Source organism: Streptomyces sp. SX-6 (genome assembly GCF_059089585.1).
This window is the reverse complement of the sequence record NZ_JBTHHU010000005.1, coordinates 134,785-158,080: the sequence shown is the minus strand read 5'-3', so window position 1 is coordinate 158,080 and position 23,296 is coordinate 134,785. Positions and strand designations below refer to the sequence as shown.

At 69.7% G+C, this 23,296-nt stretch carries 22 protein-coding genes; 21 read left to right on the top strand and 1 reads right to left on the bottom strand.

Going from position 1 to position 23,296, the window contains the following annotated elements; all coding sequences use genetic code 11:
- Positions 1 to 2 precede the first annotated feature (2 nt).
- The 21 genes from thrC (at position 3) to ACV530_RS08165 (ending at position 21,206) form a co-directional block, all read left to right on the top strand.
- Positions 3 to 1,076, top strand: a complete 1,074-nt coding sequence (thrC, locus tag ACV530_RS08265) for a threonine synthase (protein WP_494331632.1) — start codon at positions 3 to 5, stop codon at positions 1,074 to 1,076.
- A 252-nt stretch (positions 1,077 to 1,328) separates the two neighbouring features.
- Complete coding sequence (thrB, locus tag ACV530_RS08260) at positions 1,329 to 2,243, top strand: homoserine kinase (protein WP_494331631.1); 915 nt, start codon at positions 1,329 to 1,331, stop codon at positions 2,241 to 2,243.
- A gap of 402 nt (positions 2,244 to 2,645) precedes the next feature.
- Positions 2,646 to 4,610: a transcription termination factor Rho gene (gene rho, locus ACV530_RS08255; protein WP_494331630.1), complete on the top strand. Its 1,965-nt coding sequence runs from the start codon at positions 2,646 to 2,648 to the stop codon at positions 4,608 to 4,610.
- Between the two features lie 326 nt (positions 4,611 to 4,936).
- Entirely contained in the window at positions 4,937 to 6,061 is a 1,125-nt protein-coding gene (locus ACV530_RS08250; RefSeq protein ID WP_494331629.1) for an LCP family protein, read from the top strand.
- Between the two features lie 144 nt (positions 6,062 to 6,205).
- Positions 6,206 to 6,430, top strand: a complete 225-nt coding sequence (rpmE, locus tag ACV530_RS08245) for a 50S ribosomal protein L31 (protein ID WP_030414149.1) — start codon at positions 6,206 to 6,208, stop codon at positions 6,428 to 6,430.
- Positions 6,431 to 6,532: 102 nt separating this feature from the next.
- Positions 6,533 to 7,612, top strand: coding sequence for a peptide chain release factor 1 (prfA, locus tag ACV530_RS08240; RefSeq protein ID WP_494331628.1), 1,080 nt, complete (start codon positions 6,533 to 6,535; stop codon positions 7,610 to 7,612).
- 47 nt (positions 7,613 to 7,659) lie between these two features.
- Entirely contained in the window at positions 7,660 to 8,505 is an 846-nt protein-coding gene (gene prmC / locus ACV530_RS08235) for a peptide chain release factor N(5)-glutamine methyltransferase (protein WP_494331627.1), read from the top strand.
- A gap of 64 nt (positions 8,506 to 8,569) precedes the next feature.
- Positions 8,570 to 9,217, top strand: coding sequence for an L-threonylcarbamoyladenylate synthase (locus ACV530_RS08230; RefSeq protein WP_494331626.1), 648 nt, complete (start codon positions 8,570 to 8,572; stop codon positions 9,215 to 9,217).
- On the top strand, positions 9,214 to 9,867 hold the full coding sequence (locus tag ACV530_RS08225) for an arsenate reductase/protein-tyrosine-phosphatase family protein (protein ID WP_494331625.1): 654 nt from the start codon (positions 9,214 to 9,216) through the stop codon (positions 9,865 to 9,867). The genes ACV530_RS08230 and ACV530_RS08225 overlap by 4 nt, the downstream gene beginning before the upstream one ends.
- 65 nt (positions 9,868 to 9,932) lie before the next feature.
- On the top strand, positions 9,933 to 11,231 hold the full coding sequence (gene glyA, locus ACV530_RS08220; protein ID WP_494331624.1) for a serine hydroxymethyltransferase: 1,299 nt from the start codon (positions 9,933 to 9,935) through the stop codon (positions 11,229 to 11,231).
- A gap of 100 nt (positions 11,232 to 11,331) precedes the next feature.
- Positions 11,332 to 12,645: an MraY family glycosyltransferase gene (locus tag ACV530_RS08215; RefSeq protein WP_494331782.1), complete on the top strand. Its 1,314-nt coding sequence runs from the start codon at positions 11,332 to 11,334 to the stop codon at positions 12,643 to 12,645.
- 228 nt (positions 12,646 to 12,873) lie between these two features.
- Positions 12,874 to 13,311, top strand: a complete 438-nt coding sequence (locus ACV530_RS08210) for a Cg1360 family ATP-synthase-associated protein (protein WP_494331623.1) — start codon at positions 12,874 to 12,876, stop codon at positions 13,309 to 13,311.
- A 228-nt stretch (positions 13,312 to 13,539) separates the two neighbouring features.
- The gene (gene atpB, locus ACV530_RS08205; RefSeq protein WP_494331622.1) at positions 13,540 to 14,349 is read left to right on the top strand and encodes a F0F1 ATP synthase subunit A; all 810 of its coding nucleotides are present in this window, start codon (positions 13,540 to 13,542) and stop codon (positions 14,347 to 14,349) included.
- Between the two features lie 90 nt (positions 14,350 to 14,439).
- Positions 14,440 to 14,691 (top strand): ATP synthase F0 subunit C, encoded by a 252-nt coding sequence (atpE, locus tag ACV530_RS08200; RefSeq protein ID WP_494331621.1) that lies wholly within the window; start codon positions 14,440 to 14,442, stop codon positions 14,689 to 14,691.
- A gap of 41 nt (positions 14,692 to 14,732) precedes the next feature.
- Positions 14,733 to 15,296: a F0F1 ATP synthase subunit B gene (locus ACV530_RS08195; protein WP_494331620.1), complete on the top strand. Its 564-nt coding sequence runs from the start codon at positions 14,733 to 14,735 to the stop codon at positions 15,294 to 15,296.
- The gene (locus tag ACV530_RS08190) at positions 15,293 to 16,108 is read left to right on the top strand and encodes a F0F1 ATP synthase subunit delta (protein ID WP_494331619.1); all 816 of its coding nucleotides are present in this window, start codon (positions 15,293 to 15,295) and stop codon (positions 16,106 to 16,108) included. The genes ACV530_RS08195 and ACV530_RS08190 overlap by 4 nt, the downstream gene beginning before the upstream one ends.
- A 101-nt stretch (positions 16,109 to 16,209) precedes the next feature.
- Entirely contained in the window at positions 16,210 to 17,781 is a 1,572-nt protein-coding gene (atpA, locus tag ACV530_RS08185; protein ID WP_494331618.1) for a F0F1 ATP synthase subunit alpha, read from the top strand.
- Between the two features lie 2 nt (positions 17,782 to 17,783).
- A complete protein-coding gene (locus ACV530_RS08180; protein ID WP_494331617.1) occupies positions 17,784 to 18,704 on the top strand; it encodes a F0F1 ATP synthase subunit gamma in 921 nt (306 codons plus the stop codon).
- The gene (gene atpD, locus ACV530_RS08175; protein WP_494331616.1) at positions 18,705 to 20,147 is read left to right on the top strand and encodes a F0F1 ATP synthase subunit beta; all 1,443 of its coding nucleotides are present in this window, start codon (positions 18,705 to 18,707) and stop codon (positions 20,145 to 20,147) included.
- A gap of 114 nt (positions 20,148 to 20,261) precedes the next feature.
- On the top strand, positions 20,262 to 20,636 hold the full coding sequence (locus ACV530_RS08170; RefSeq protein WP_494331615.1) for a F0F1 ATP synthase subunit epsilon: 375 nt from the start codon (positions 20,262 to 20,264) through the stop codon (positions 20,634 to 20,636).
- A gap of 120 nt (positions 20,637 to 20,756) precedes the next feature.
- The gene (locus tag ACV530_RS08165) at positions 20,757 to 21,206 is read left to right on the top strand and encodes a DUF2550 domain-containing protein (RefSeq protein WP_494331781.1); all 450 of its coding nucleotides are present in this window, start codon (positions 20,757 to 20,759) and stop codon (positions 21,204 to 21,206) included.
- A gap of 36 nt (positions 21,207 to 21,242) precedes the next feature.
- Here ACV530_RS08165 and ACV530_RS08160 read toward each other — a convergent pair whose 3' ends face one another.
- Positions 21,243 to 23,276, bottom strand: a complete 2,034-nt coding sequence (locus tag ACV530_RS08160) for a glycosyl hydrolase family 18 protein (RefSeq protein WP_494331614.1) — start codon at positions 23,274 to 23,276, stop codon at positions 21,243 to 21,245.
- Positions 23,277 to 23,296 lie beyond the last annotated feature (20 nt).

The window sequence follows — 23,296 nt, the reverse complement described above, 5'->3', positions numbered from 1 at the left end:
TCATGTCTGCAAACAGGACCACCCACCAGTGGCGCGGCATCATCGAGGAGTACCGCGACCGGCTCCCCGTATCGGCCGACACCCACATCGTCACCCTGCGCGAGGGCGGCACGCCGCTCGTCCCCGCCCAGGTGCTGTCCGAGCGCACCGGCTGTGAGGTGCACCTCAAGGTCGAGGGCGCCAACCCGACCGGTTCCTTCAAGGACCGCGGCATGACCATGGCCATCACCCGGGCCAAGGAGGAGGGCGCGAAGGCCGTCATCTGCGCCTCCACCGGCAACACCTCCGCCTCGGCCGCCGCCTACGCGGTGCGCGCCGGGATGGTCTGTGCCGTGCTGGTGCCGCAGGGCAAGATCGCGCTGGGCAAGATGGGCCAGGCGCTGGTGCACGGCGCGCGCATCCTCCAGGTCGACGGCAACTTCGACGACTGCCTGACGCTGGCGCGCCAGCTGTCCGAGAACTACCCGGTGGCGCTGGTCAATTCGGTCAATCCGGTGCGTATCGAGGGCCAGAAGACCGCGGCCTTCGAAATCGTCGACGCGCTCGGCGACGCCCCCGACATCCATGTGCTGCCGGTGGGCAACGCCGGGAACATCACGGCCTATTGGCGGGGCTACCGCGAGTACGCGGCGGACGGCATCGCCTCCGGCACCCCGCGCATGTGGGGCTTCCAGGCCTCCGGTTCGGCGCCGATCGTGCGCGGCGAGCCGGTGAAGGACCCCCACACCATCGCCACCGCGATTCGCATCGGCAACCCCGCGTCGTGGCAGTTCGCCGAGCAGGCGCGGGACGAATCGGGCGGTCTCATCGACGAGGTGACCGACCGCCAGATCCTGGCCGCCTACCGGCTGTTGGCCGCGCAGGAGGGCGTCTTCGTCGAGCCCGCCTCGGCGGCGAGCGTCGCCGGTCTGCTCAAGGCCGCGGAGCAGGGCCTGGTCGACCCGGGGCAGCGCATCGTCTGTACGGTCACCGGCAACGGCCTGAAGGACCCGGACTGGGCGGTGGCCGGTGCGCCGCAGCCCGTCACCGTTCCGGTGGACGCGGGCGCCGCCGCGCGGCAGCTCGGTCTGGGGTAGTAACCGGGGTGCCCGGGGCGCAGTCCCGGGCACCCGAACCGGGGCAACGCCCCCAATTCCGGCGCGCCGCAGGCGACACGCGTCGTGCGCCTCCTGTGCGCCCTATGTCGCCACAGAACCTTCCTTCGATAGGCTGTCCTCAACTCCGCCCCGTCGCAGACCCGAACCGCCCCCCACGCGGTATCGCTGTCGTCGCGACCCTTGCGGATGTCGCCAGCCCACCAAGGCCACATCAAGGAGAGTCATCGACCGATGGCCGGTCCCGCCTTCCGCGCCGCCGCCGTCCGAGTGCGCACCCCTGCCACCAGTGCCAACCTCGGTCCCGGCTTCGACGCCCTCGGTCTGTCCCTGGGCCTCTACGACGATGTCGTGGTCCGGGTGGCCGAATCCGGGCTGCACATCGACATCGCCGGCGAGGGTGCCGACACTCTGCCGCGCGACGAGCGCCACCTGCTCGTACGGTCGCTGCGCACCACCTTCGAACTGCTCGGCGGCCAGCCGCGCGGGCTCGAGCTCGTATGCGCCAACCGCATTCCGCACGGGCGGGGCCTCGGCTCCTCCGCCGCCGCGATCTGTGCCGGGATCGTCGCGGCCCGGGCGGTGACCATAGGCGGGGCCGAGCGGCTCGACGACACGGCGATGCTGGAGCTGGCGACCGAGATCGAGGGTCACCCGGACAACGTCGCCGCGTGTCTGCTCGGCGGTTTCACCCTGGCCTGGACGGATGCCGGAGTGGCCCGGGCCATTCGGATGGACCCGGCCGATTCCATCGTTCCGGTGGTCTTCGTGCCGGCCAAGGCGGTGGCGACCGAGACCGCACGGGGGCTGCTGCCGCGCAGCGTCCCCCATGTGGACGCGGCGACCAATGCCGGCCGTGCGGCGCTGCTCGTGGAGGCGCTCACCCGGCGCCCCGAGCTGCTGCTGCCGGCCACGGAGGACCGGCTCCACCAGGAGTACCGCTCCCCGGCGATGCCGGAGAGCGTGGCCCTGGTCAACCGACTGCGGGGGGACGGCATTCCCGCGGTCATCTCCGGCGCGGGCCCCACGGTGCTCGCGCTGGTCGAAGACGGTGCGGCCGGCAAGGTCGCACGGATGGCGGGCGAAGGATGGGCGGCCGACAGGCTGGCCTTCGACGCCGGGGGGACGAGCGTATTGCCGCTCGCCTGAACAGGGCGGCCGGGGGAGACCCCGGTCCCGCGAAAAACGCGGTTGCCGGTCTTTGAGAGGGGGAATGTTTGTGGGATCCGGTAGTGTTAACCTCAAGTCTGCACCCGAAGCCACGTCGGCTCGGTGCTCTGTGTCCCGATCAGGGACCGCTTTTCTTCCGGGAGCCTCCCAGACTGCCTGAGCAGATTCGAGCACGCTCCGGAATCGGCGTGAGCGACATGAGTGAAGCGATGCGTCTTGTCTTCACTGATTTCTTCGCGCCGGCATCAATGCACTGATTCTTCCGCCGTACCGCGGCGGACCACCGCCCCGGCCCGGTCCGCGCAACAGGACCGCAGTCGGACAGCACAACCGGTCGCCGAGCCAGACAGGCCGACGCCCGCTCCAGGGAAGGACCCCTTCGTGAGCGACACCACCGATCTGATGGGCGTGAATGCCTCCGCGCCCGCCACGGACGCTCCCGCCGCCCCCAGGCGGCGACGCTCGGGCACGGGCCTCGACGCCATGGTCCTGGCAGAGCTGCAGCAGCTCGCCTCCAGCCTCGGCATCAAGGGCACCGCGCGGATGCGCAAAGGCCAGCTGATCGAGGTCATCAAGGAGAGGCAGGCCGCCGGCTCCGGCGCGTCCGCCAAGTCCGCCGAGCCCGCGGCGGCCGGTGAGGCCGCCGAGGCCAAGCCGAAGCGCCGTGCCACCTCGCGGACCCGCACGGGTGAAGCCGCCGGTGCCTCCGAGAAGGCCGCCGAGCAGGCCGCCGCCCAGCAGCAGATCGAGATTCCGGGCCAGCCGAGCAGTGACGAGGCCCCCGCGGCCGAGCGCCGCCGCCGTCGGGCGACCGCGCCCGCCGGCAGCCCCGAGGCCCCGGTCGCCGAGGCGCGGACCGAGGCCCGTACCGAGGTGCTGACCTCGGAGAAGCCCGAGGCCGACGCCGAGGGCCGGCAGAAGGGCGAGCGTCAGGACCGCGGCGACCGCCAGAAGGGCGACCGCCAGGGCCGTGGCGACCGCCAGGGCCGTGACCGCGGCGACCGTGGCGACCGCCGTGGCCGTGACGGGGACGCCGGCCAGCAGGGCGGCAACCGTCAGCAGCAGCGCGGTGCCCAGGGCGGCGCGCAGCAGGACGAGTACGACGAGGAAGGCGGCCGGCGCGGCCGGCGCGGCCGTTACCGCGACCGTCGCGGCCGTCGTGGCCGTGAGGACTTCGCGGGCGAGCCGCAGGTCGCCGACGACGACGTCCTGATCCCCGTCGCGGGCATCCTGGACATCCTCGACAACTACGCCTTCATCCGTACGTCCGGCTACCTGCCGGGCCCGAACGACGTCTACGTCTCCCTCGCCCAGGTCCGCAAGAACGGCCTGCGCAAGGGCGACCACGTCACCGGTGCGGTGCGGCAGCCGAAGGACGGCGAGCGGCGCGAGAAGTTCAACGCCCTCGTCCGCCTCGACTCGGTGAACGGCATGGCGCCCGAAACCGGCCGCGGCCGCCCCGAGTTCGGCAAGCTCACCCCGCTCTACCCGCAGGACCGGATGCGGCTCGAGACGGACCCGGGCGTGCTGACGACCCGCATCATCGACCTGGTCGCGCCCATCGGCAAGGGCCAGCGCGGTCTGATCGTGGCCCCGCCGAAGACCGGCAAGACCATGATCATGCAGGCGATCGCCAACGCGATCACCACCAACAACCCCGAGTGCCACCTGATGGTCGTCCTGGTCGACGAGCGTCCGGAAGAGGTCACCGACATGCAGCGGTCGGTCAAGGGCGAGGTCATCTCCTCGACCTTCGACCGCCCCGCCGAGGACCACACCACCGTCGCCGAGCTGGCCATCGAGCGCGCCAAGCGTCTCGTGGAGCTGGGTCACGACGTGGTCGTCCTGCTGGACTCGATCACCCGTCTGGGCCGCGCCTACAACCTGGCCGCCCCGGCCTCGGGCCGCATCCTGTCCGGTGGTGTCGACTCGACCGCGCTCTACCCGCCGAAGAAGTTCTTCGGTGCGGCGCGCAACATCGAGGACGGCGGCTCGCTGACCATCCTGGCCACCGCGCTGGTCGAGACCGGCTCGCGGATGGACGAGGTGATCTTCGAGGAGTTCAAGGGCACCGGCAACATGGAGCTCAAGCTCGACCGGAAGCTCTCGGACAAGCGCATCTTCCCGGCGGTGGACGTGGACGCGTCCAGCACCCGCAAGGAGGAGATCCTGCTGGGCGGCGAGGAACTGGCGATCGTCTGGAAGCTCCGCCGGGTGCTGCACGCGCTCGACTCGCAGCAGGCCATCGAGCTGCTCCTCGACAAGATGAAGCAGACGAAGTCCAACGCCGAGTTCCTGATGCAGATCGCGAAGACCACGCCTGCTCCGGGCAACGGCAACGACTGACGCTCCGCGGCACAGAACCTCCCCGTCACGGCATCGTGGCGGGGAGTTTCGTTTGCCGTGATCTTGCCGTGACCTTTTGAGACATCTGCCACAGGGCCGGTGGCCGCCGCGGTCCCGTACGTCTTCCGCCGTGACGTGAGAATGCGCAGGTGGCAGGGGGTGCGCTCGGGACTGCTGGGCGCTTTTGGCGTGCCCGTTTCTAAGAACGTCCTCAGAGACCTCCGTGCAACCCTGTCGCAGACCCCGCCGTCTCAGTGGCTGCGGGACACCGCGCCTGACCAGGCGGCAGGGGGGATCCGGAAGACCAGCGGAGGACTGAAGAGCGTATGGCTGACGAGAACAGGGGCGCGCACGCCGGTTCGCGGGGCCGCAGGCGCGCCGGCGGGACCCGCGGGCGCCGGCGCAAGCCCCCGGCCCGCCGCAAGGGCTGGCGAATAGCCCTCTGGGCGACCGCCGCGGTGGTCGTCCTGGGAGGCTCGGGCCTCGGTTTCGTCTACTACAAGCTCAACGGGAACCTCCACGGCGTCGACATCAACGCCGCGCTCGGCACCAACCGCCCCGCGAACGTCGACAACGGCTCGCAGGACATCCTCGTGCTCGGCTCCGACTCCCGGGCCGGTGCCAACAGCAAGTACGGCCAGGACGAGGGCGGCGCCCGCTCCGACACGGCGATGATCATCCACGTCTACGCGGGCCACAAGAAGGCCAGCGCCGTCAGCATCCCGCGCGACACCATGGTCCCGAGGCCGGAGTGCACCTCGCCGGACGGCAAGAAGACCATCCCGGCGACCCAGCGCGCGCAGTTCAACGACGCCTACTCGGTCGGCGGCGCCGTCTGCGCCGTCAAGACCGTGGAGGCCATGACCGGCATCCGCATGGACCACTACCTCGAGGTCGACTTCTCGGGCTTCCAGAACCTCATCGACAAGCTCGGCGGAGTCGAGGTCACCACCACCAAGCCGATCAACGACGACAAGAGCCACCTGAACCTCGCCGCGGGCACCCACAAGCTCAACGGCGAGCAGTCGCTCGGCCTGGTCCGTACCCGCCACGGCGTGGGCGACGGCAGCGACCTCGGCCGCATCAAGCTCCAGCAGGCCTTCATCAAGGCGCTGATCGAGCAGGTGAAGTCGGTCGACCTGTTCGGCGACCCCACCAAGCTCTACGGGATCGCCGACACCGCCACCAAGGCGCTCACCACCGACTCCGAGCTGGCCTCGGTCGACAAGCTGCTCGGCTTCGCCAACGGGCTCAAGAACATCGGCTCGGGCGACATGCACATGGTCACGCTCCCGGTCGGGGACGACCCCATCGACCACAACCGGGTGGCCCCGATCCCCTCGGCGGCCAAGCAGGTCTGGCAGGCGCTGCACGACGACAAGCCCATCCCGGACGCCGCGCTCAAGAACGGCGCCGGCACCAGGACGGACGCCGACGGCGTCGTGAAATAGGCCGGAACGAGCCCGGGAATAAGCGGCCCCCACCCCCCGTTTTGGGGGATGCGGCCAGTACTGGCAGACTGGTACGTCGGCCCCGGTTCACGCGCGGCAATCCCGCCCCGCGACCCGGTGCCCTCCCGAACCTAGGAGAACCCCTTGAAGCGCGACATCCACCCGGAGTACGTCGAGACCCAGGTCAGCTGCACCTGTGGCGCCTCGTTCACCACCCGTAGCACCGTCGCCGGCGGTAGCATCCGCGCCGACATCTGCTCCGAGTGCCACCCGTTCTACACGGGCAAGCAGAAGATCCTCGACACCGGTGGCCGTGTGGCGCGGTTCGAGGCCCGCTTCGGCAAGAACGCCGGGTCGGCCAAGAAGTAGCCGAACCGCAGGCGCCGGTTTTCGGTCGTCCCTTCCGCGAGGGACGACCGGACCGGCGCTTTGTCGTCCAGCAGGTCCGTCACTTCCGCCGAAGGAAATTCGATGTTCGAGGCAGTCGAGGAACTGGTCGGTGAGCACGCCGACCTCGAGAAGCGGCTCGCCGACCCCGCCGTGCACGCGGATCAGGCCAACGCCCGCAAGCTCAACAAGCGCTACGCCGAGCTGACCCCGATCGTCGGGACCTACCGCGCCTGGAAGCAGACCGGCGACGACATCGAGACCGCGCGGGAGTTCGCCGCCGCCGACCCGGACTTCGCGGCCGAGGTCAAGGAGCTCGAGAAGCAGCGCGAGGAACTCACCGAGAAGCTGCGGCTGTTGCTCGTCCCGCGCGACCCCAGCGACGACAAGGACGTCATCCTCGAGATCAAGGCGGGCGCGGGCGGCGACGAGTCCGCCCTCTTCGCCGGCGACCTGCTGCGCATGTACCTGCGCTACGCCGAGCGCATCGGCTGGAAGACCGAGATCATCGACTCCACCGAGTCCGAGCTCGGCGGCTACAAGGACGTCCAGGTCGCGGTCAAGACCAAGGGCGGCAACGGCGCCACCGAGCCCGGCCAGGGCGTGTGGGCCCGGCTGAAGTACGAGGGCGGAGTGCACCGCGTCCAGCGCGTGCCCGCCACCGAGTCCGCGGGCCGCATCCACACCTCCGCCGCCGGCGTGCTCGTCACGCCCGAGGCCGAGGAGATCGACGTCGAGATCAACGCCAACGACCTGCGGATCGACGTCTACCGCTCGTCCGGCCCCGGCGGCCAGTCCGTCAACACCACGGACTCTGCCGTGCGCATCACCCACCTGCCCACCGGCGTCGTGGCCTCCTGCCAGAACGAGAAGAGCCAGCTCCAGAACAAGGAGCAGGCCATGCGCATCCTGCGCTCCCGGCTGCTGGCCGCCGCGCAGGAGAAGGCCGAGGCGGAGGCCGCCGACGCGCGCCGCAGCCAGGTGCGCACGGTCGACCGGTCGGAGAAGATCCGGACATACAACTTCCCTGAGAACCGCATCTCGGACCACCGGGTCGGTTTCAAGGCGTACAACTTGGACCAGGTCCTCGACGGCGAACTGGACGCGGTGATCCAGGCGTGCGTGGACGCCGACTCGGCGGCCAAGCTCGCCGCCGCCCAGTAACCCCCGGGAAAACCGATGGTCATGGAGCGCAACAGGAGGAAGGCCCAGTGAACCTGCTGCTCGCCGAGGTGGCACAGGCCACCCAGCGGCTGGCCGACGCCGGCGTACCCTCCCCGCGCTTCGACGCGGAGGAGCTCGCCGCCTTCGTGCACGGCGTCAAACGCGGAGAGCTGCACCTGGTGGCCGACGCGGACTTCGACGCCCGCTACTGGGAGGCCGTCGCGCGCCGTGAGGCCCGCGAACCCCTCCAGCACATCACCGGTCGCGCCTTCTTCCGCTACCTGGAACTCCAGGTGGGCCCCGGCGTCTTCGTGCCCCGGCCCGAGACGGAGTCCGTCGTCGGCTGGGCCATAGACGCCGTGCGCGCCATGGACGTCGTCGAGCCCCTCATCGTCGACCTGTGCACCGGCTCCGGCGCCATCGCCCTCGCGCTCGCCCAGGAGGTGCCGCGCTCGCGCGTGCACGCCGTCGAGCTCGACGAGACGGCCCTGGGCTGGGCGCAGAAGAACGTCGAGGGATCGCGCGTACAGCTCCACCACGGCAACGCCCTCGAGGCCCTCCCCGAGCTCGACGGCCAGGTCGACCTGGTCATCAGCAACCCCCCGTACATCCCGCTCACCGAGTGGGAGTACGTCGCCCCCGAGGCCCGCGACCACGACCCCGAGCTCGCGCTGTTCTCCGGCGAGGACGGCCTCGACACCATCCGCGGCCTCGAGCGCACCGCCCACCGGCTGCTGCGCCCCGGCGGCGTCGTCGTCATCGAGCATGCCGACACGCAGGGCGGCCAGGTGCCGTGGATCTTCACCGAGGAGCGGGGCTGGGCCGACGCGGCCGACCACCCCGACCTCAACAACCGGCCCCGGTTCGCCACGGCGCGAAAGGCCATGCCGTGACCCTCCCGGTCGTAGAAAACGCGACACCCCAGACATTTGCCCCGCACGAGGAGGTTGGCTAGAGATGGCACGGCGTTACGACTGCAGCGACGCGACCGACCGCAAGACCGGTCTGCGCGAAGCCGCTGCCGCGGTCCGCCGCGGCGAGCTGGTCGTGCTGCCCACCGACACCGTGTACGGCATCGGTGCGGACGCCTTCAGCCGCGAGGCCGTGGGCGACCTGCTGGAGGCCAAGGGCCGTGGCCGGGGCATGCCCTCGCCCGTCCTCGTGGGCTCCCCGAACACCCTGCACGGGCTTGTCACGGACTTCTCCGAGCAGGCCTGGGAGCTCGTCGACGCCTTCTGGCCCGGCGCCCTGACCCTCGTCGCCAACCACCAGCCGTCCCTGACCTGGGACCTGGGGGAGACCCGCGGCACCGTCGCCGTGCGGATGCCGCTGCACCCGGTGGCCATCGAACTCCTCACCGAGTTCGGCCCGATGGCCGTCTCCAGCGCCAACCTCACCGGCCACCCGGCCCCGCAGAGCTGTGACGCCGCGCAGGAGATGCTCGGCGACTCCGTCTCCGTCTACCTCGACGGCGGCCCCACCCCCGCCGACGTGCCGTCCTCCATCGTGGACGTCACCGGCAAGGTGCCCGTCCTGCTGCGCGCCGGCGCGATCAGCGCGGAGCAGCTCCGCGAGGTGGTACCCGACCTCGAGGTGGCCAATTGATCGCCCCGCAGGGGCGTGGCATAGCGGGACCGGAGACGACCCCCGACATCTTCCGCATCCTCCACGTCAGCACCGGAAACGTGTGCCGCTCGCCCATCACCGAGCGGCTGACGCGGCATGCCCTGAGCGAGCGCCTCGGCGACCCCTTCACCGGCGGTCTCCTGGTGGAGAGCGCGGGCACCTGGGGGCACGAGGGCGCGCCCATGGAGGCGCACGCGGCGACCGTCCTCGCGGACTTCGGCGCCGACGCGCACGGCTTCATGGGCCGTGAGCTCCTCGACGAGCACGTCATCCGCGCCGACCTCGTCCTGACCGCCACCCGTGACCACCGCGCCCAGGTCATCTCGATGGGCCACTCCGCGGGCCTGCGCACCTTCACGCTCAAGGAGTTCACCCGGCTCGTGAGGGCCATCGACCCGACCACGCTCCCGGCGCCCGACCACCCCGGCGGGGTCGTCGAGCGCGCCCGGGCGCTGGTGCAGGCCGCCGCCGCGCTGCGCGGCTGGCTGCTCGCCCCGGACGCGGAGGCGGACGAGGTCCACGACCCCTACGGCGCCCCGATCACCTTCTTCCGTTCCATCGGCGACGAGATCAGCCAGGCGCTGGATCCGGTGGTGACGGCGCTCACCGGCATGCCCGCACCGGCGTAGGCGCTGCGTACGCCCGGTGGCGGGCCTACATTGGGGGTGAGCCCCCAAAAGCATCGGAGCCCACGATGCCCGTCACCCCCGCTCAGGCCCGGGCCGCCACCGCGGCCGACACCGTCGGCACGCGTCCCGACTGGGGACCCGGCTTCGAGGCGCTGCTGCGGCAGGACCCCGAGGTCGCCGGTGTGCTGCTCGGTGAGGCCGTACGCCAGTCCACCGGACTCCAGCTGATCGCGGCCGAGAACTTCACCTCGCCCGCCGTGCTCGCCGCGCTGGGATCGCCGCTCGTCAACAAGTACGCCGAGGGATACCCCGGCGCCCGCCACCACGGCGGCTGCGAGCTGGTCGACGTCGCCGAGCGCATCGCCGGCGACCGGGCGAAGGCGCTGTTCGGCGCCGAACACGCCAACGTCCAGCCGCACTCCGGCTCCGCCGCCGTGCTGGCCGCCTATGCCGCACTGCTCAGACCCGGCGACCGGGTGCTGGCGATGAGCCTGAGACAGGGCGGGCACCTCACCCATGGCTCCCCGGCCAACTTCTCGGGCCGCTGGTTCGACTTCACCGGCTACGGGGTCCGCTCGGACACCGGCCTGATCGACTACGACGAGGTGCGCGACCTCGCCCGCAGGCTGCGCCCCCGGGCGATCGTGTGCGGCTCGATCTCGTACCCGAGACACCCCGACTACGCCGTCTTCCGGGAGATCGCCGACGAGGTCGATGCCCATCTGATCGTGGACGCCGCCCACCCCATCGGCCTGGTCGCCGGGGGAGCGGCGCCCAATCCGGTCCCGTACGCCGACGTGGTGTGCGCGACCACGCACAAGGTGCTGCGCGGACCGCGCGGCGGGCTGGTCATGTGCGGTGCGCGGCCGGCGCAGCGCATCGACCGGGCGGTGTTCCCGTTCACCCAGGGCGGTGCGCAGATGAACAGCATCGCCGCGAAGGCCGTCGCCTTCGGCGAGGCCGCGACCCCGGCCTTCGCCGCGTACGCCCACCAGGTCGTGGCCAATGCCCGGGTGCTTGCGGCGGCGCTGGCCGCCGAGGGCCTGGACATCGCCACCGGCGGCACCGATACTCACCTGATCACCGCGGACGTCGCCCCGTTCGCCCTGGACGCCACCGCGGCCCGCGGCAGGCTCGCCGCCGCCGGCATCGTGCTGGACGTCTGCGGCCTGGGGCACGGCGCCTCGCGGGGGCTGCGCCTGGGCACGGCGGCGGTCACCACGCAGGGCATGGGCGAGGCGGAGATGCGCCGCGTCGCGGTGCTGACCGGCGCGGCGCTGCGGGGGGAGGAGTCCTCGGGCGAGGTCCGCACGGCGGTGGCGGAGCTGGTGGAACGCTTCCCGCCGTACCCCGTCCCGGCATGATCGCCGGGAACCGACCGGAGGTGGTGCACGTCTTCATCTCCATTCACGTATCGGAGGCGGACGCGCTTATGGTGTTGGGCTGTGATGTCCGGCGAGATCTCTGGGGCAGCCCGTGCGTGAATACCTGTTGACGCTGTGCGTGACCGCGGCGGTCACCTACTTGCTGACGGGTCCGGTACGGAAGTTCGCGATCATGGCCGGTGCGATGCCGGAGATCCGCGCCCGCGACGTCCACCGCGAACCGACCCCGCGGCTCGGGGGCATCGCCATGTTCGGCGGGCTGTGCGCGGGCATGCTGGTCGCGGCGCACCTGTCGGGCCTCAAGGGCGTCTTCGCGACGAACGAGCCGAGAGCCCTGCTGTCCGGTGCCGGGCTGATCTGGCTGCTCGGGGTGCTGGACGACAAATGGGGCGTGGACGCCCTGGTGAAGCTGGGCGGCCAGATGATCGCCGCGGGCGTGATGGTGCTCCAGGGCCTGACGATCCTGTCGATTCCGGTGCCCGGCGTGGGCGCGGTCGCGCTGACCCCGATGCAGGGCACGCTGCTGACGGTGGCGCTGGTCGTCATCACCATCAACGCGGTGAACTTCGTCGACGGCCTGGACGGCCTGGCCGCGGGCATGGTGTGCATCGCCGCCGCGGCGTTCTTCCTGTACGCGTACCGGCTCTGGTACGGGCACAACCTGGAGGCGGCGGCGCCCGCGACGCTGTTCGCCGCGGTCCTGATGGGCATGTGTCTGGGCTTCCTGCCGCACAACATGCACCCCGCGCGGATCTTCATGGGCGACTCGGGCTCGATGCTCATCGGGCTGGTGCTCGCGGCGGGCGCGATCTCCATGACGGGCCAGGTGGACCCGGACGCGATGGAGCTGTTCGCGGGGTCCGAGCGGGCCGCGACCCGCGGCATGGTGCCGGTCTACATCCCGCTGCTGCTGCCGCTCACGGTGATCGCCATCCCGGCCGCCGACCTCGTCCTCGCCATCCTGCGGCGCACCTGGAACGGTCAGTCGCCGTTCGCGGCGGACCGCGGGCACCTGCACCACCGGCTGCTGGAGCTCGGGCACTCGCACAGCCGCGCGGTGCTGATCATGTACTTCTGGTCCGCGCTCATCGGCTTCGGCACCGTCGCCTACTCGGTGAACGCGGCGAGCATGTGGATCCCGCTGGTCATCGTGGCGCTGAGCGCCGTCGGCCTCACCCTGCTGGTGCTGCCCCGCTTCACCCCCCGCGCACCGCGCTGGGCGCAGCACGTCGTCCCGCCGCGCTACCGCCGCCTCCCGCGGCCGACCGCGGCCGAGGCCGCGCAGGCCGAGGCCCGGGACGCCCTGGCCCGCCAGGAGGGGCTCGGCGGCTGTACGGCGGTGGGGGAGCGGCAGCGCTTCGCGCTGCGGGGCAAGGCCGAAGGTCAGGGCTAGTACGGACCGTCAGCGGCTTGCAAGTGGCTTGACCCTTGCGTGTGATGGGTTGCACACGATATAGGTAAAGGCCTCATCAAATAGTTTGTGATACCGTTCACGAAACCCGGGCGGCAGAGACGCAAGGACCGTAGTGCGACGGCCCTTCGATCACGAGACCCCTCGTTCCCCCGGGATACGCTCGTCCCCGACGAATCGTTGCTTCCGACTCCGCCGGAGAGACCCTTCATGCAGGCCAACGACGCCCGAATGCCGGTTCAGTGCGCCGTGCCGACAGCCATTGTCGGTGTTGTCGCCATCGCCGCAGGTTTCGCACTCGCCGGAGGCAAGGGAGCCATCGGTTCCGCCGTCGGCACCCTCCTCTCGCTCGCCGTGATGGGCGGGGGCCTGATCGCCCTTCAGCGGACCGCGCGGCAATTCCCCCATCTCTTCCAGGCGATGGGGCTGCTGCTCTACATGACCCAGTTCCTGTTCGTGGCGGTGTTCCTCGTGGTGTTCAAGCACACCACGCTGTTCAACACCAAGGCGTTCGCCTTCGCGCTGCTCGCCACGACGCTGACCTGGATCGCGGCGCAGGCGCGGGCGTACATGAAGGCCAAGATTCTCTACGTGGATCCGGAGGCCGGGGAGACGAAGAAGCCCGCGCCGAGCGGGTCTCCCTCATGAGCGGTAGGGCCGAGATAAATGCTGACGTGCTCACCTGCTATCGTCCGGTGCCATCTGAGGTGCAGCGGACGCGGAAGACCGCGCAGCTGACGCCCGCGATGCCTTTCGGCCCCAGGCCGACCTGCCGCACCCCCATCCGTAAGACCAGTCCAGTGCCGTTCCGTGGCTGCACGCCGCGCCGACACAACGAGGTTGCCGTACCTATGCGCCACGCTGAAGGAGCTCGCGGTGAGTGCTGACCAGATGCTCGCCTTCGAGACGGATTGCCACATCTTCAATGGGTGCGGCTTCCCGGCTCCAGGGCTCCACTCGTTCCTCTTCGAACCGCTCTTCACCGTCGGCGGATACGAGTTCAACAAGCCCATGCTGCTGGCGGTGTTGACCACCGTCGTGGTGATCGGCTTCTTCTGGGCGGCCTTCGGCCGGGCCAAGGTGGTGCCGGGCAAGCTGCAGATGGTCGGCGAGGCCGGTTACGACTTCGTGCGCCGCGGCATCGTCTACGAGGCCCTCGGCAAGCGGGTGGGCGAGAAGTACGTCCCGCTGATGGTCTCGCTCTTCTTCTTCGTATGGATCATGAACCTCTGGTCCATCATCCCGGTCGCCCAGTTCCCGGTGACCTCGATCATCGCCTACCCGGCGGCGCTCGCCCTGATCGTCTACGTCCTGTGGATGGGCCTGACCTTCAAGAAGCACGGCTTCGTCGGCGGCTGGAAGAACATCACCGGCTACGACAAGTCCCTCGGCTGGGTCCTCCCGCTGATCGTCGTGATCGAGTTCTTCTCGAACGTGCTCATCCGGCCCTTCACCCACGCGGTCCGGCTCTTCGCCAACATGTTCGCCGGCCACCTGCTGATCGTGATGTTCACCGTCGCCAGCTGGTACTTGCTGAACGGGATCGGCATCGCCTACGCGGGTGCGTCCTTCCTGATGACCATCGCGATGACCGCTTTCGAGCTCTTCATCCAGGCCGTTCAGGCGTACGTCTTCGTGCTCCTGGCCACCAGCTACATCCAGGGCGCACTCGCCGAGCACCACTGAGTCGTTCCCGCTCCCCTCAGCACCACACCGGAACCAAAAGACGTCGGTGGCCAACCCCCACCGGTCAGTGAAAGAGAAGGAAGTAACGGCATGTCCGCTGCTCTCGAAATGGTCAACCTCGCCTCCAAGACTGCCTTCACCGGCAGCGCCAGCGCGATCGGCTACGGCCTCGCCGCGATCGGCCCGGGCGTCGGCGTCGGCATCATCTTCGGCAACGGCACCCAGGCCCTGGCCCGCCAGCCCGAGGCCGCCGGCCTGATCCGCACCAACCAGATCATGGGCTTCGCCTTCTGTGAGGCGCTCGCCCTGATCGGCATCGTCATGGGCTTCGTCTTCCAGTAAGACGACCTCCACGACCACCCTTTTCGACGAAAGGCACTGATGTGAACGCCCTGGTCATGCGGGCGGCCGAGGAAGTGGAGAACCCACTCCTCCCGCCGATCCCAGAGCTTGTCATCGGCCTTATCGCCTTCCTCATCGTCTTCGTTTTCCTCGGCAAGAAGCTCCTCCCGAACATCAACAAGGTTCTGGACGAGCGCCGTGAGGCAATCAAGGGCGGCATGGAGAAGGCCAAGGCAGCCCAGGACGAGGCTCAGCAGGTTCTCGAGGACTACCGGGCCCAGCTCGGCGACGCCCGCCACGAGGCCGCGCGGCTGCGCCAGGAGGCGCAGGAGCAGGGCGTCGCGCTGATCGCCGAGATGCGGGCCGAGGGCCAGCGGCAGCGTGAGGAGATCATCGCTGCCGGTCACGCCCAGATCGAGGCCGACCGCCAGGTCGCCGCGGCCGGGCTCCGCCAGGACGTCGGCGCGCTGGCCATCGACCTGGCCGGCCGGATCGTCGGCGAGTCCCTGAAGGACTCCGCCCGGCAGGGCCGGACGATCGACCGCTTCCTCGACGCGCTCGAGACCAAGGCGGCCGACGATGTGAAGGCGGAGGCCGGCCGATGAACGGAGCGAGCCGCGAAGCCCTGGGTTCCGCACGCGAGAGCCTGAACGCGCTGGCGGACAACACGTCCGTCGACGCCGCCGAGCTCGCCGGGGACCTGGCCTCCGTCACCGCGCTGCTCGACCGCGAGGTGTCGTTGCGCCGGGTTCTCACCGACCCGGCGCAGGCCGGCGAGGCCAAGGCCGAGCTGGTGGGCCGTCTGCTGACCGGACAGGTCGGCGAGGAGTGCACCGACCTGGTGCGCGGCATGGTCCGCTCGCGCTGGTCCGCCTCCCGTGACCTGGTGGACGCGCTCGAGGAGCTCGCCGCCACCGCCGACCTGGTCGCCGCCCAGCGGGCCGGTGACCTGGACGACGTAGAGGACGAGCTGTTCCGCTTCGGCCGGATCGTCGGCTCGGACCCCGCGCTGCGGGCCGCGCTGACCGACAAGGTCGCCGAGCGTGCCGCCAAGGCGCAGCTGCTGCACAGCCTGCTGGGCGGCCGCGCGAACGCGGTCACCGAACGGCTCGTCGTCCGCCTGGTGACGGCGCCGCGAGGCCGTAGCCTGGAAGGCGGGCTCAACGCCCTCTCCAAGCTGGCCGCGGACCGCCGGGACCGGATGGTCGCGGAGGTCACCTCCGCGGTGCCGCTGACGGACGAGCAGAAGCGCCGCCTCGGCGACGCACTGACCCGGCTCTACGGGCGACGCGTCCACCTGAACCTGGACGTCGACCCCGAGATCGTCGGCGGTGTCCAGGTGCGGATCGGCGACGAGGTCATCAACGGCACCATCGCGGACCGGCTCGCCGAGGCGGGCCGCCGGATGGCCGGCTGACGCCGACCGACCACCAACTCAAGAGCATGACTGACGGCCCGGGTTGGGCCGACGGTGACGAAGAAATACTTCGGGCCCAACAAGGAGAGCAGGGAACCCAGATGGCGGAGCTCACGATCCGGCCGGAGGAGATCCGGGACGCACTGGAGAACTTTGTCCAGGCGTACAAGCCGGACGCGGCCTCGCGCGAGGAGGTCGGTACGGTCAGCGCTGCCGGCGACGGCATCGCGAAGGTCGAGGGTCTTCCCTCGGCCATGGCGAACGAGCTGCTGAAGTTCGAGGACGGCACCCTCGGCCTCGCCCTCAACCTCGAAGAGCGCGAGATCGGTGCGGTCGTCCTCGGCGAGTTCAGCGGCATCGAGGAGGGCCAGCCGGTGCAGCGCACCGGTGAGGTGCTCTCCGTCGGTGTGGGCGAGGGCTACCTCGGCCGCGTCGTCGACCCGCTGGGCAACCCGATCGACGGTCTCGGCGAGATCAAGACCGAGGGCCGCCGTGCCCTCGAACTGCAGGCCCCCGGCGTCATGGTCCGCAAGTCGGTCCACGAGCCTATGGAGACGGGCTACAAGGCCGTCGACGCCATGACCCCGATCGGCCGTGGCCAGCGTCAGCTGGTCATCGGCGACCGCCAGACCGGCAAGACCGCCCTGGCGATCGACACGATCATCAACCAGCGTGCCAACTGGCGCACCGGCGACCCGAACAAGCAGGTCCGCTGCATCTACGTCGCCATCGGCCAGAAGGGCTCCACCATCGCGGCCGTCCGCGGTGCGCTGGAGGAGGCGGGCGCCCTCGAGTACACGACCATCGTCGCGGCCCCGGCGTCCGACCCGGCGGGCTTCAAGTACCTGGCCCCCTACACCGGTTCCGCCATCGGCCAGCACTGGATGTACCAGGGCAAGCACGTCCTGATCGTCTTCGACGACCTGTCGAAGCAGGCCGACGCCTACCGTGCCGTTTCCCTGCTGCTGCGCCGTCCGCCGGGCCGTGAGGCCTACCCGGGCGACGTCTTCTACCTGCACTCGCGTCTGCTGGAGCGCTGCGCCAAGCTCTCCGACGAGATGGGCGCCGGCTCGATGACCGGTCTGCCGATCGTCGAGACCAAGGCCAACGACGTGTCGGCGTTCATCCCGACCAACGTCATCTCCATCACCGACGGCCAGTGCTTCCTGGAGTCCGACCTGTTCAACGCCGGCCAGCGCCCGGCCCTGAACGTCGGTATCTCGGTCTCCCGTGTCGGTGGCTCCGCCCAGCACAAGGCCATGCGCCAGGTCTCCGGCCGACTCCGCGTGGACCTCGCCCAGTTCCGTGAGCTCGAGGCGTTCGCCGCCTTCGGTTCCGACCTGGACGCGGCCTCCAAGGCGTCCCTCGAGCGCGGCAAGCGCATGGTCGAGCTGCTGAAGCAGACCCAGTACGCGCCGTACGCCACCGAGGACCAGGTCGTCTCCATCTGGGCCGGCACCACCGGCAAGATGGACGACGTCCCGGTCGAGGACATCCGCCGCTTCGAGCGCGAGCTGCTGGACTACCTGCACCGTGACCACAAGGGTCTGATGACCAGCATCGTCGAGGGCGGCAAGATGTCCGACGACACGCTGCAGTCCCTGGGTGACGCGGTCGGGTCCTTCAAGCAGCAGTTCGAGACCGCGGACGGCAAGCTGCTGGGCGAGGGCTGAGCATGGGTGCCCAGATCCGGGTCTACAAGAGGCGGATCAAGACCGTCTCCGCGACCAAGAAGATCACCAAGGCGATGGAGATGATCGCCGCCTCGCGCATTATCAAGGCACAGCGCCAGGTGGCCGCGTCGACTCCGTACGCCAGTGAGCTCACCCGGGCGGTGACCGCGGTTGCCACCGGGTCGAACACCAAGCACCCGCTGACCACCGAGGCCGAGAAGCCGGTCCGGGCCGCGGTCCTGCTCGTCACGAGCGACCGCGGTCTGGCGGGCGGCTACTCCTCGAACGCCATCAAGGCGGCGGACGTGCTCACCGCGCGGCTGCGCGAGGAGGGCAAGGAGGTCGTCCACTACATCATCGGGCGCAAGGGTGTGGCGTACTACGCCTTCCGTGAGCGCCCGGTGGCCGACTCGTGGACCGGCTTCACCGACAGCCCGACCTACGCCGACGCCAAGAAGGTGGCGGGCCCGCTGATCGAGGCCGTCCTGCGGGACACGGCCGAGGGCGGCGTGGACGAACTGCACATCGTCTTCACGGAGTTCGTGTCGATGATGACGCAGACGCCGGTCGACAAGCGGCTGCTGCCGCTGCGCCTCGAGGACACGGCCGAGGAGTCGGGGGTGGCCAAGGAGACGATCCTGCCGCTGTACGACTTCGAGCCGTCGGACGAGGGCGTGCTCGACGCGCTGCTGCCGCGGTATGTCGAGTCCCGTATCTACAACGCCCTGCTGCAGGCCGCCGCTTCCGAGCACGCGGCCCGCCGCCGGGCGATGAAGTCGGCGACCGACAACGCCGAAGATCTCATCAAGTCGCTCAAGCGGCTTGCCAACGCGGCCCGACAGGCCGACATCACCCAGGAAATCAGCGAGATCGTCGGTGGCGCGAGCGCCCTGGCCGACGCGACCGCGGGGAGTGACCGCTAAATGACCACCACTGTTGAGACGGCTGCTGCGGCGGGCCGCGTCGCACGGGTCATCGGCCCCGTCGTCGACGTGGAGTTCCCCGTCGACGCGATGCCGGAGATCTACAACGCCCTGACCGTCGAGGTCTCCGACCCGGCCGAGGCCGGCAAGAAGAAGATCCTGACGCTCGAGGTCGCGCAGCACCTGGGCGAGGGCCTGGTGCGCGCCATCTCCATGGAGCCCACCGACGGCCTGGTCCGCCAGGCCGCGGTGACCGACACCGGCGAGGGCATCACCGTGCCCGTCGGTGACGTCACCAAGGGCCGGGTGTTCAACACCCTGGGCCGCATCCTGAACGAGCCCGAGGCCGAGTCCGAGGTCACCGAGCGCTGGTCCATCCACCGCAAGGCCCCGGCGTTCGACCAGCTCGAGTCGAAGACCGAGATGTTCGAGACGGGTCTGAAGGTCGTCGACCTGCTGACCCCGTACGTCAAGGGCGGCAAGATCGGTCTGTTCGGTGGTGCCGGTGTCGGCAAGACCGTGCTGATCCAGGAAATGATCATGCGTGTGGCGAAGCTGCACGAGGGTGTTTCCGTGTTCGCCGGTGTCGGTGAGCGCACCCGTGAGGGCAACGACCTCATCCAGGAAATGGAAGAGTCGGGCGTTCTGGACAAGACCGCGCTGGTCTTCGGCCAGATGGACGAGCCCCCGGGCACCCGTCTGCGCGTGGCCCTGGCCGGTCTGACCATGGCGGAGTACTTCCGCGATGTGCAGAAGCAGGACGTGCTGTTCTTCATCGACAACATCTTCCGCTTCACGCAGGCCGGTTCCGAGGTCTCGACCCTGCTCGGCCGCATGCCCTCCGCGGTGGGCTACCAGCCGAACCTGGCCGACGAGATGGGTCTCCTCCAGGAGCGCATCACCTCGACCCGTGGTCACTCGATCACCTCGATGCAGGCGATCTACGTCCCCGCGGACGACCTGACCGACCCGGCCCCGGCGACCACCTTCGCCCACCTGGACGCCACCACCGTTCTGTCGCGTCCGATCTCGGAGAAGGGCATCTACCCGGCGGTCGACCCGCTGGACTCGACGTCCCGCATCCTGGACCCGCGTTACATCGCGCAGGACCACTACAACGCGGCCACCCGCGTCAAGGGGATCCTGCAGAAGTACAAGGACCTGCAGGACATCATCGCGATCCTCGGTATCGACGAGCTGGGCGAAGAGGACAAGCTGGTCGTCCACCGCGCCCGTCGCGTTGAGCGCTTCCTGTCGCAGAACACCCACGCGGCGAAGCAGTTCACCGGTGTCGACGGTTCGGACGTTCCGCTGGACGAGTCCATCGCCGCGTTCAACGCGATCTGCGACGGTGAGTTCGACCACTTCCCGGAGCAGGCCTTCTTCATGTGCGGTGGTCTCGAGGACCTCAAGAAGAACGCCAAGGAGCTGGGCGTCTCCTGAGCCCTGGTGCTCCAGTGACCGGGGGCGGGGCAGTCCCGCCCCCGGTCCGTACGTCCCCTATTCTTTGACCCAACGCCCGTCGGACCCGGCAGGCGTAAGACCCGAGGAGCCACGTTGGCTGCTGAGCTGCACGTCGAGCTGGTCGCGGCGGACCGGAGCGTCTGGTCCGGCGAGGCCACGCTCGTTATCGCGCGTACCACATCGGGTGACATCGGCGTCATGCCCGGCCACCAGCCGCTGCTCGGTGTGCTGGAGTCCGGCCCGGTGACCATCAAGACTGCCGAGGGCACCGTCGTCGCGGCGCAGCACGGTGGATTCATCTCGTTCGCGGACGACAAGCTTTCGCTGCTCGCGGAGGTCGCGGAGCTGGCGGACGAGATCGATGTCCAGCGCGCCGAGCGGGCGTTGGAGGGCGCGAAGGAGAAGGCCGACGCGGCCGCCGAGCGCCGGGCGTCCGTCCGGCTGCAGGCGGTCACGGGCGGCCATTAGCCCGCGGCCCGCTGAAGTGTGTCCCTCAGCCGCGGACCCCCCGGAACAAAACCGGGGTGGTCCGCGGCTGAGGCAATAACAGGTGCGGTTGCTCTAGATCATGCGAGGAGGTCGGTGGAGATGGTCCTCGCTCTGCTCGTGAGCGGCATCGTCATTCTGCTGGTGTTGCTGGGACTCTTCGTCTTCGGGATGCGCAGACGGCTCATCCAGCGGTCCGGCGGTACCTTCGACTGCAGTCTGCGCTGGAACATCTCCGAGGAACCCGCCGATCCCGCGGGCAAGGGCTGGGTGTACGGCGTCTCCCGCTACAGCGGTGACCGGATCGAGTGGTTCCGGGTGTTCTCCTACGCGTACCGGCCGCGCCGGATGCTCGAGCGTTCCTCGATCGAGGTGCTGGAGCGGCGGATGCCGCGGGGCGAGGAGGAACTGGCGCTGCTGTCCGACGCGGTGGTGCTGGTGTGCGTGCACCGCGGTACGCGGCTCGAGCTGGCGATGAGCGAGGACGCCCTCACCGGATTCCTGGCCTGGCTGGAGGCGGCACCGCCGGGGCAGCGGGTCAACGTGGCGTAGTCGTGGGACGGACCCCTGGTCCGTCCCACAGCTGTTTCACCGCAGGCTGTTGTCCAGCGCGGACATCAGTGTGCCGCTGTCGCCCGACATCTCCCAGATCATGGCGCCCAGGAGGTTCTTGGACTTGAGCCAGGCGACCTTCTTGCCGATCGACCAGGTGTCGTCGAACGTCCACCACTGGCCGTTGTCGCCGGTGAACCCGTAGGTGGCGACGGCCTGTTCGTCGTGGTAGACGGTCAGGTTGGGTACGGACGCGATCAGGTTGTCGTAGCCGCGCGTCCCCGCCTCCTCGGGGAACTGCCCGGGCGCGGCACCGTTGGCCTTCTGCCACGCCCCGTGCGCACCGCCGTCGGTGACCTGCTGCCAGCCGCGGCCGTAGAAGGCGAGGCCTATGGTCAGCTTCTGCGGGTCGACGCCGGCGTCGAGGTAGGTCTGGACGGTCTTGTCGACGCTGAACTTGGTGGAGTACGGGTCGTTGGGGTCGGCGTACAGGTTGGCCTGGTGGCCCGTGCGGTTGGGCTCCCAGCTGTTGTCGCTGCCGGAGCCGTGGAAGTCGTAGCCCTGGACGTTGGCGAAGTCCATGGACTGGAAGACGTTGGGCGTGCCGCCGATCTGCCAGCCGTTGGCGATCTTGGCCGGGTCCGCCGGGGTGAAGGCCGTCAGCAGGTAGTGCTTGCCGGTGGTGGCGCCGAAGGCGTCGAGCTGCTTGCGGAACTCGGCCATCAGCAGCGTGAGGTTGGCCTTGTCGTCCGGGGAGACGTGGTTGCCCGGGTGGCCGTCGGAGCCCGGCCACTCCCAGTCGATGTCGAACCCGTCGAAGATCCCGGCCGCCGTCCCGGGGCCGCCGCGGCCGTTGCTGACCGGCAGGTCGCCCTTGAGGTACATGTCGACGCAGGACTTCACGAACTTCTGCCGGGAGGCATCGGTCCTGGCGGCGTCCGAGAAGTACTTGCTGTACGTCCAGCCGCCGATGGACAGGTTGACCTTGAGGTTCGGGTACTTGGCCTTGAGCTTCTTCAGCTGGTTGAAGTTGCCGGCGAGCGGCTGGTCCCAGGTGTCGCCCGTGCCGTCGACGGAATCGCCGGCGCCGAAGCCCTTCTCGTAGTCGGCCCAGGAGTCGCCCGCGCCGTCACCCTGGCTGGGGTCCTCGGGGTTGGACCCGGTGGCCTTGGTGACACCGTTGAGACAGGTGAGGTTGTTCGGGTCGATGTTGGAGAACGCGTAGTTGATGTGGGTCAGTTTGGCCGCCGCGCCGGTGGTGTCCAGCGACTTCACGGTGTAGCCGCGGCCGTAGATGCCCCACTGCACGAAGTAGCCGACCTTGGCACTGCCACCCCCGGGCTGGGGTCCGCCGCCGCCGGTGGTGCGTACGGTCAGCGGGGCGCTGGCGGGGCCGGTCCGGTCCGCGGTGTCCCGGGCCACGACGGTGTAGGTGTACGCGGTGTCGGGGCTCAGCCCCGTGTCCGTGTGGGCGAGTCCGGTGACGGTCGTGACCTTGGTGCTGCCGCGGTAGACGTCGTAGTTCTTGATGCCCTTGGCGCCGGTGGCGGCCGGCCACTTCAGCGAGACGCTGTTCGCCGTGACCGCCGTGGAGACGGGCTGCCCGGGTGCGCCGGGCGGCGTGTCCGTCGAAGAGCCGTCGCACGCGCCGCCGTTGAGCTTGCAGCCCGTGGGGCTGCCGCCGCCCGAGGCGGTGAAGCCGAAGGTGACGCTCGCGCCGGGGGCTATGGAGCCGTTGTACTCCCGGTTCTTCGCGGTGTAGTGCGAGCCGGATGAGGTGACGAGGGCGTCCCAGTAGGTGCCGACGGTGGTGGTCGAGGGGAGGTCCCACTCGACGGTCCAGCCGCTGACGGCCGTTGTCCCGGTGTTCTTGACGGTCCACTGCGCCTGGTAACCGGTGCCCCAGTCGGAGGTCTTGACAAATGTCGCCGTTGCGGAGGGGCCCGCTTCGCGGATGCCGTGGGCCTGGGCGTGGGCCTGTGCGGTGAAGCCGATGAGTGCCGCGACGGGGAGGAGGAGCGCGGCGAGTGCCGCGCCTGTACGTCTGCGACCTGTGGTTCCTGTACTCAAGGGTGCTCCTCGAGAAGGTC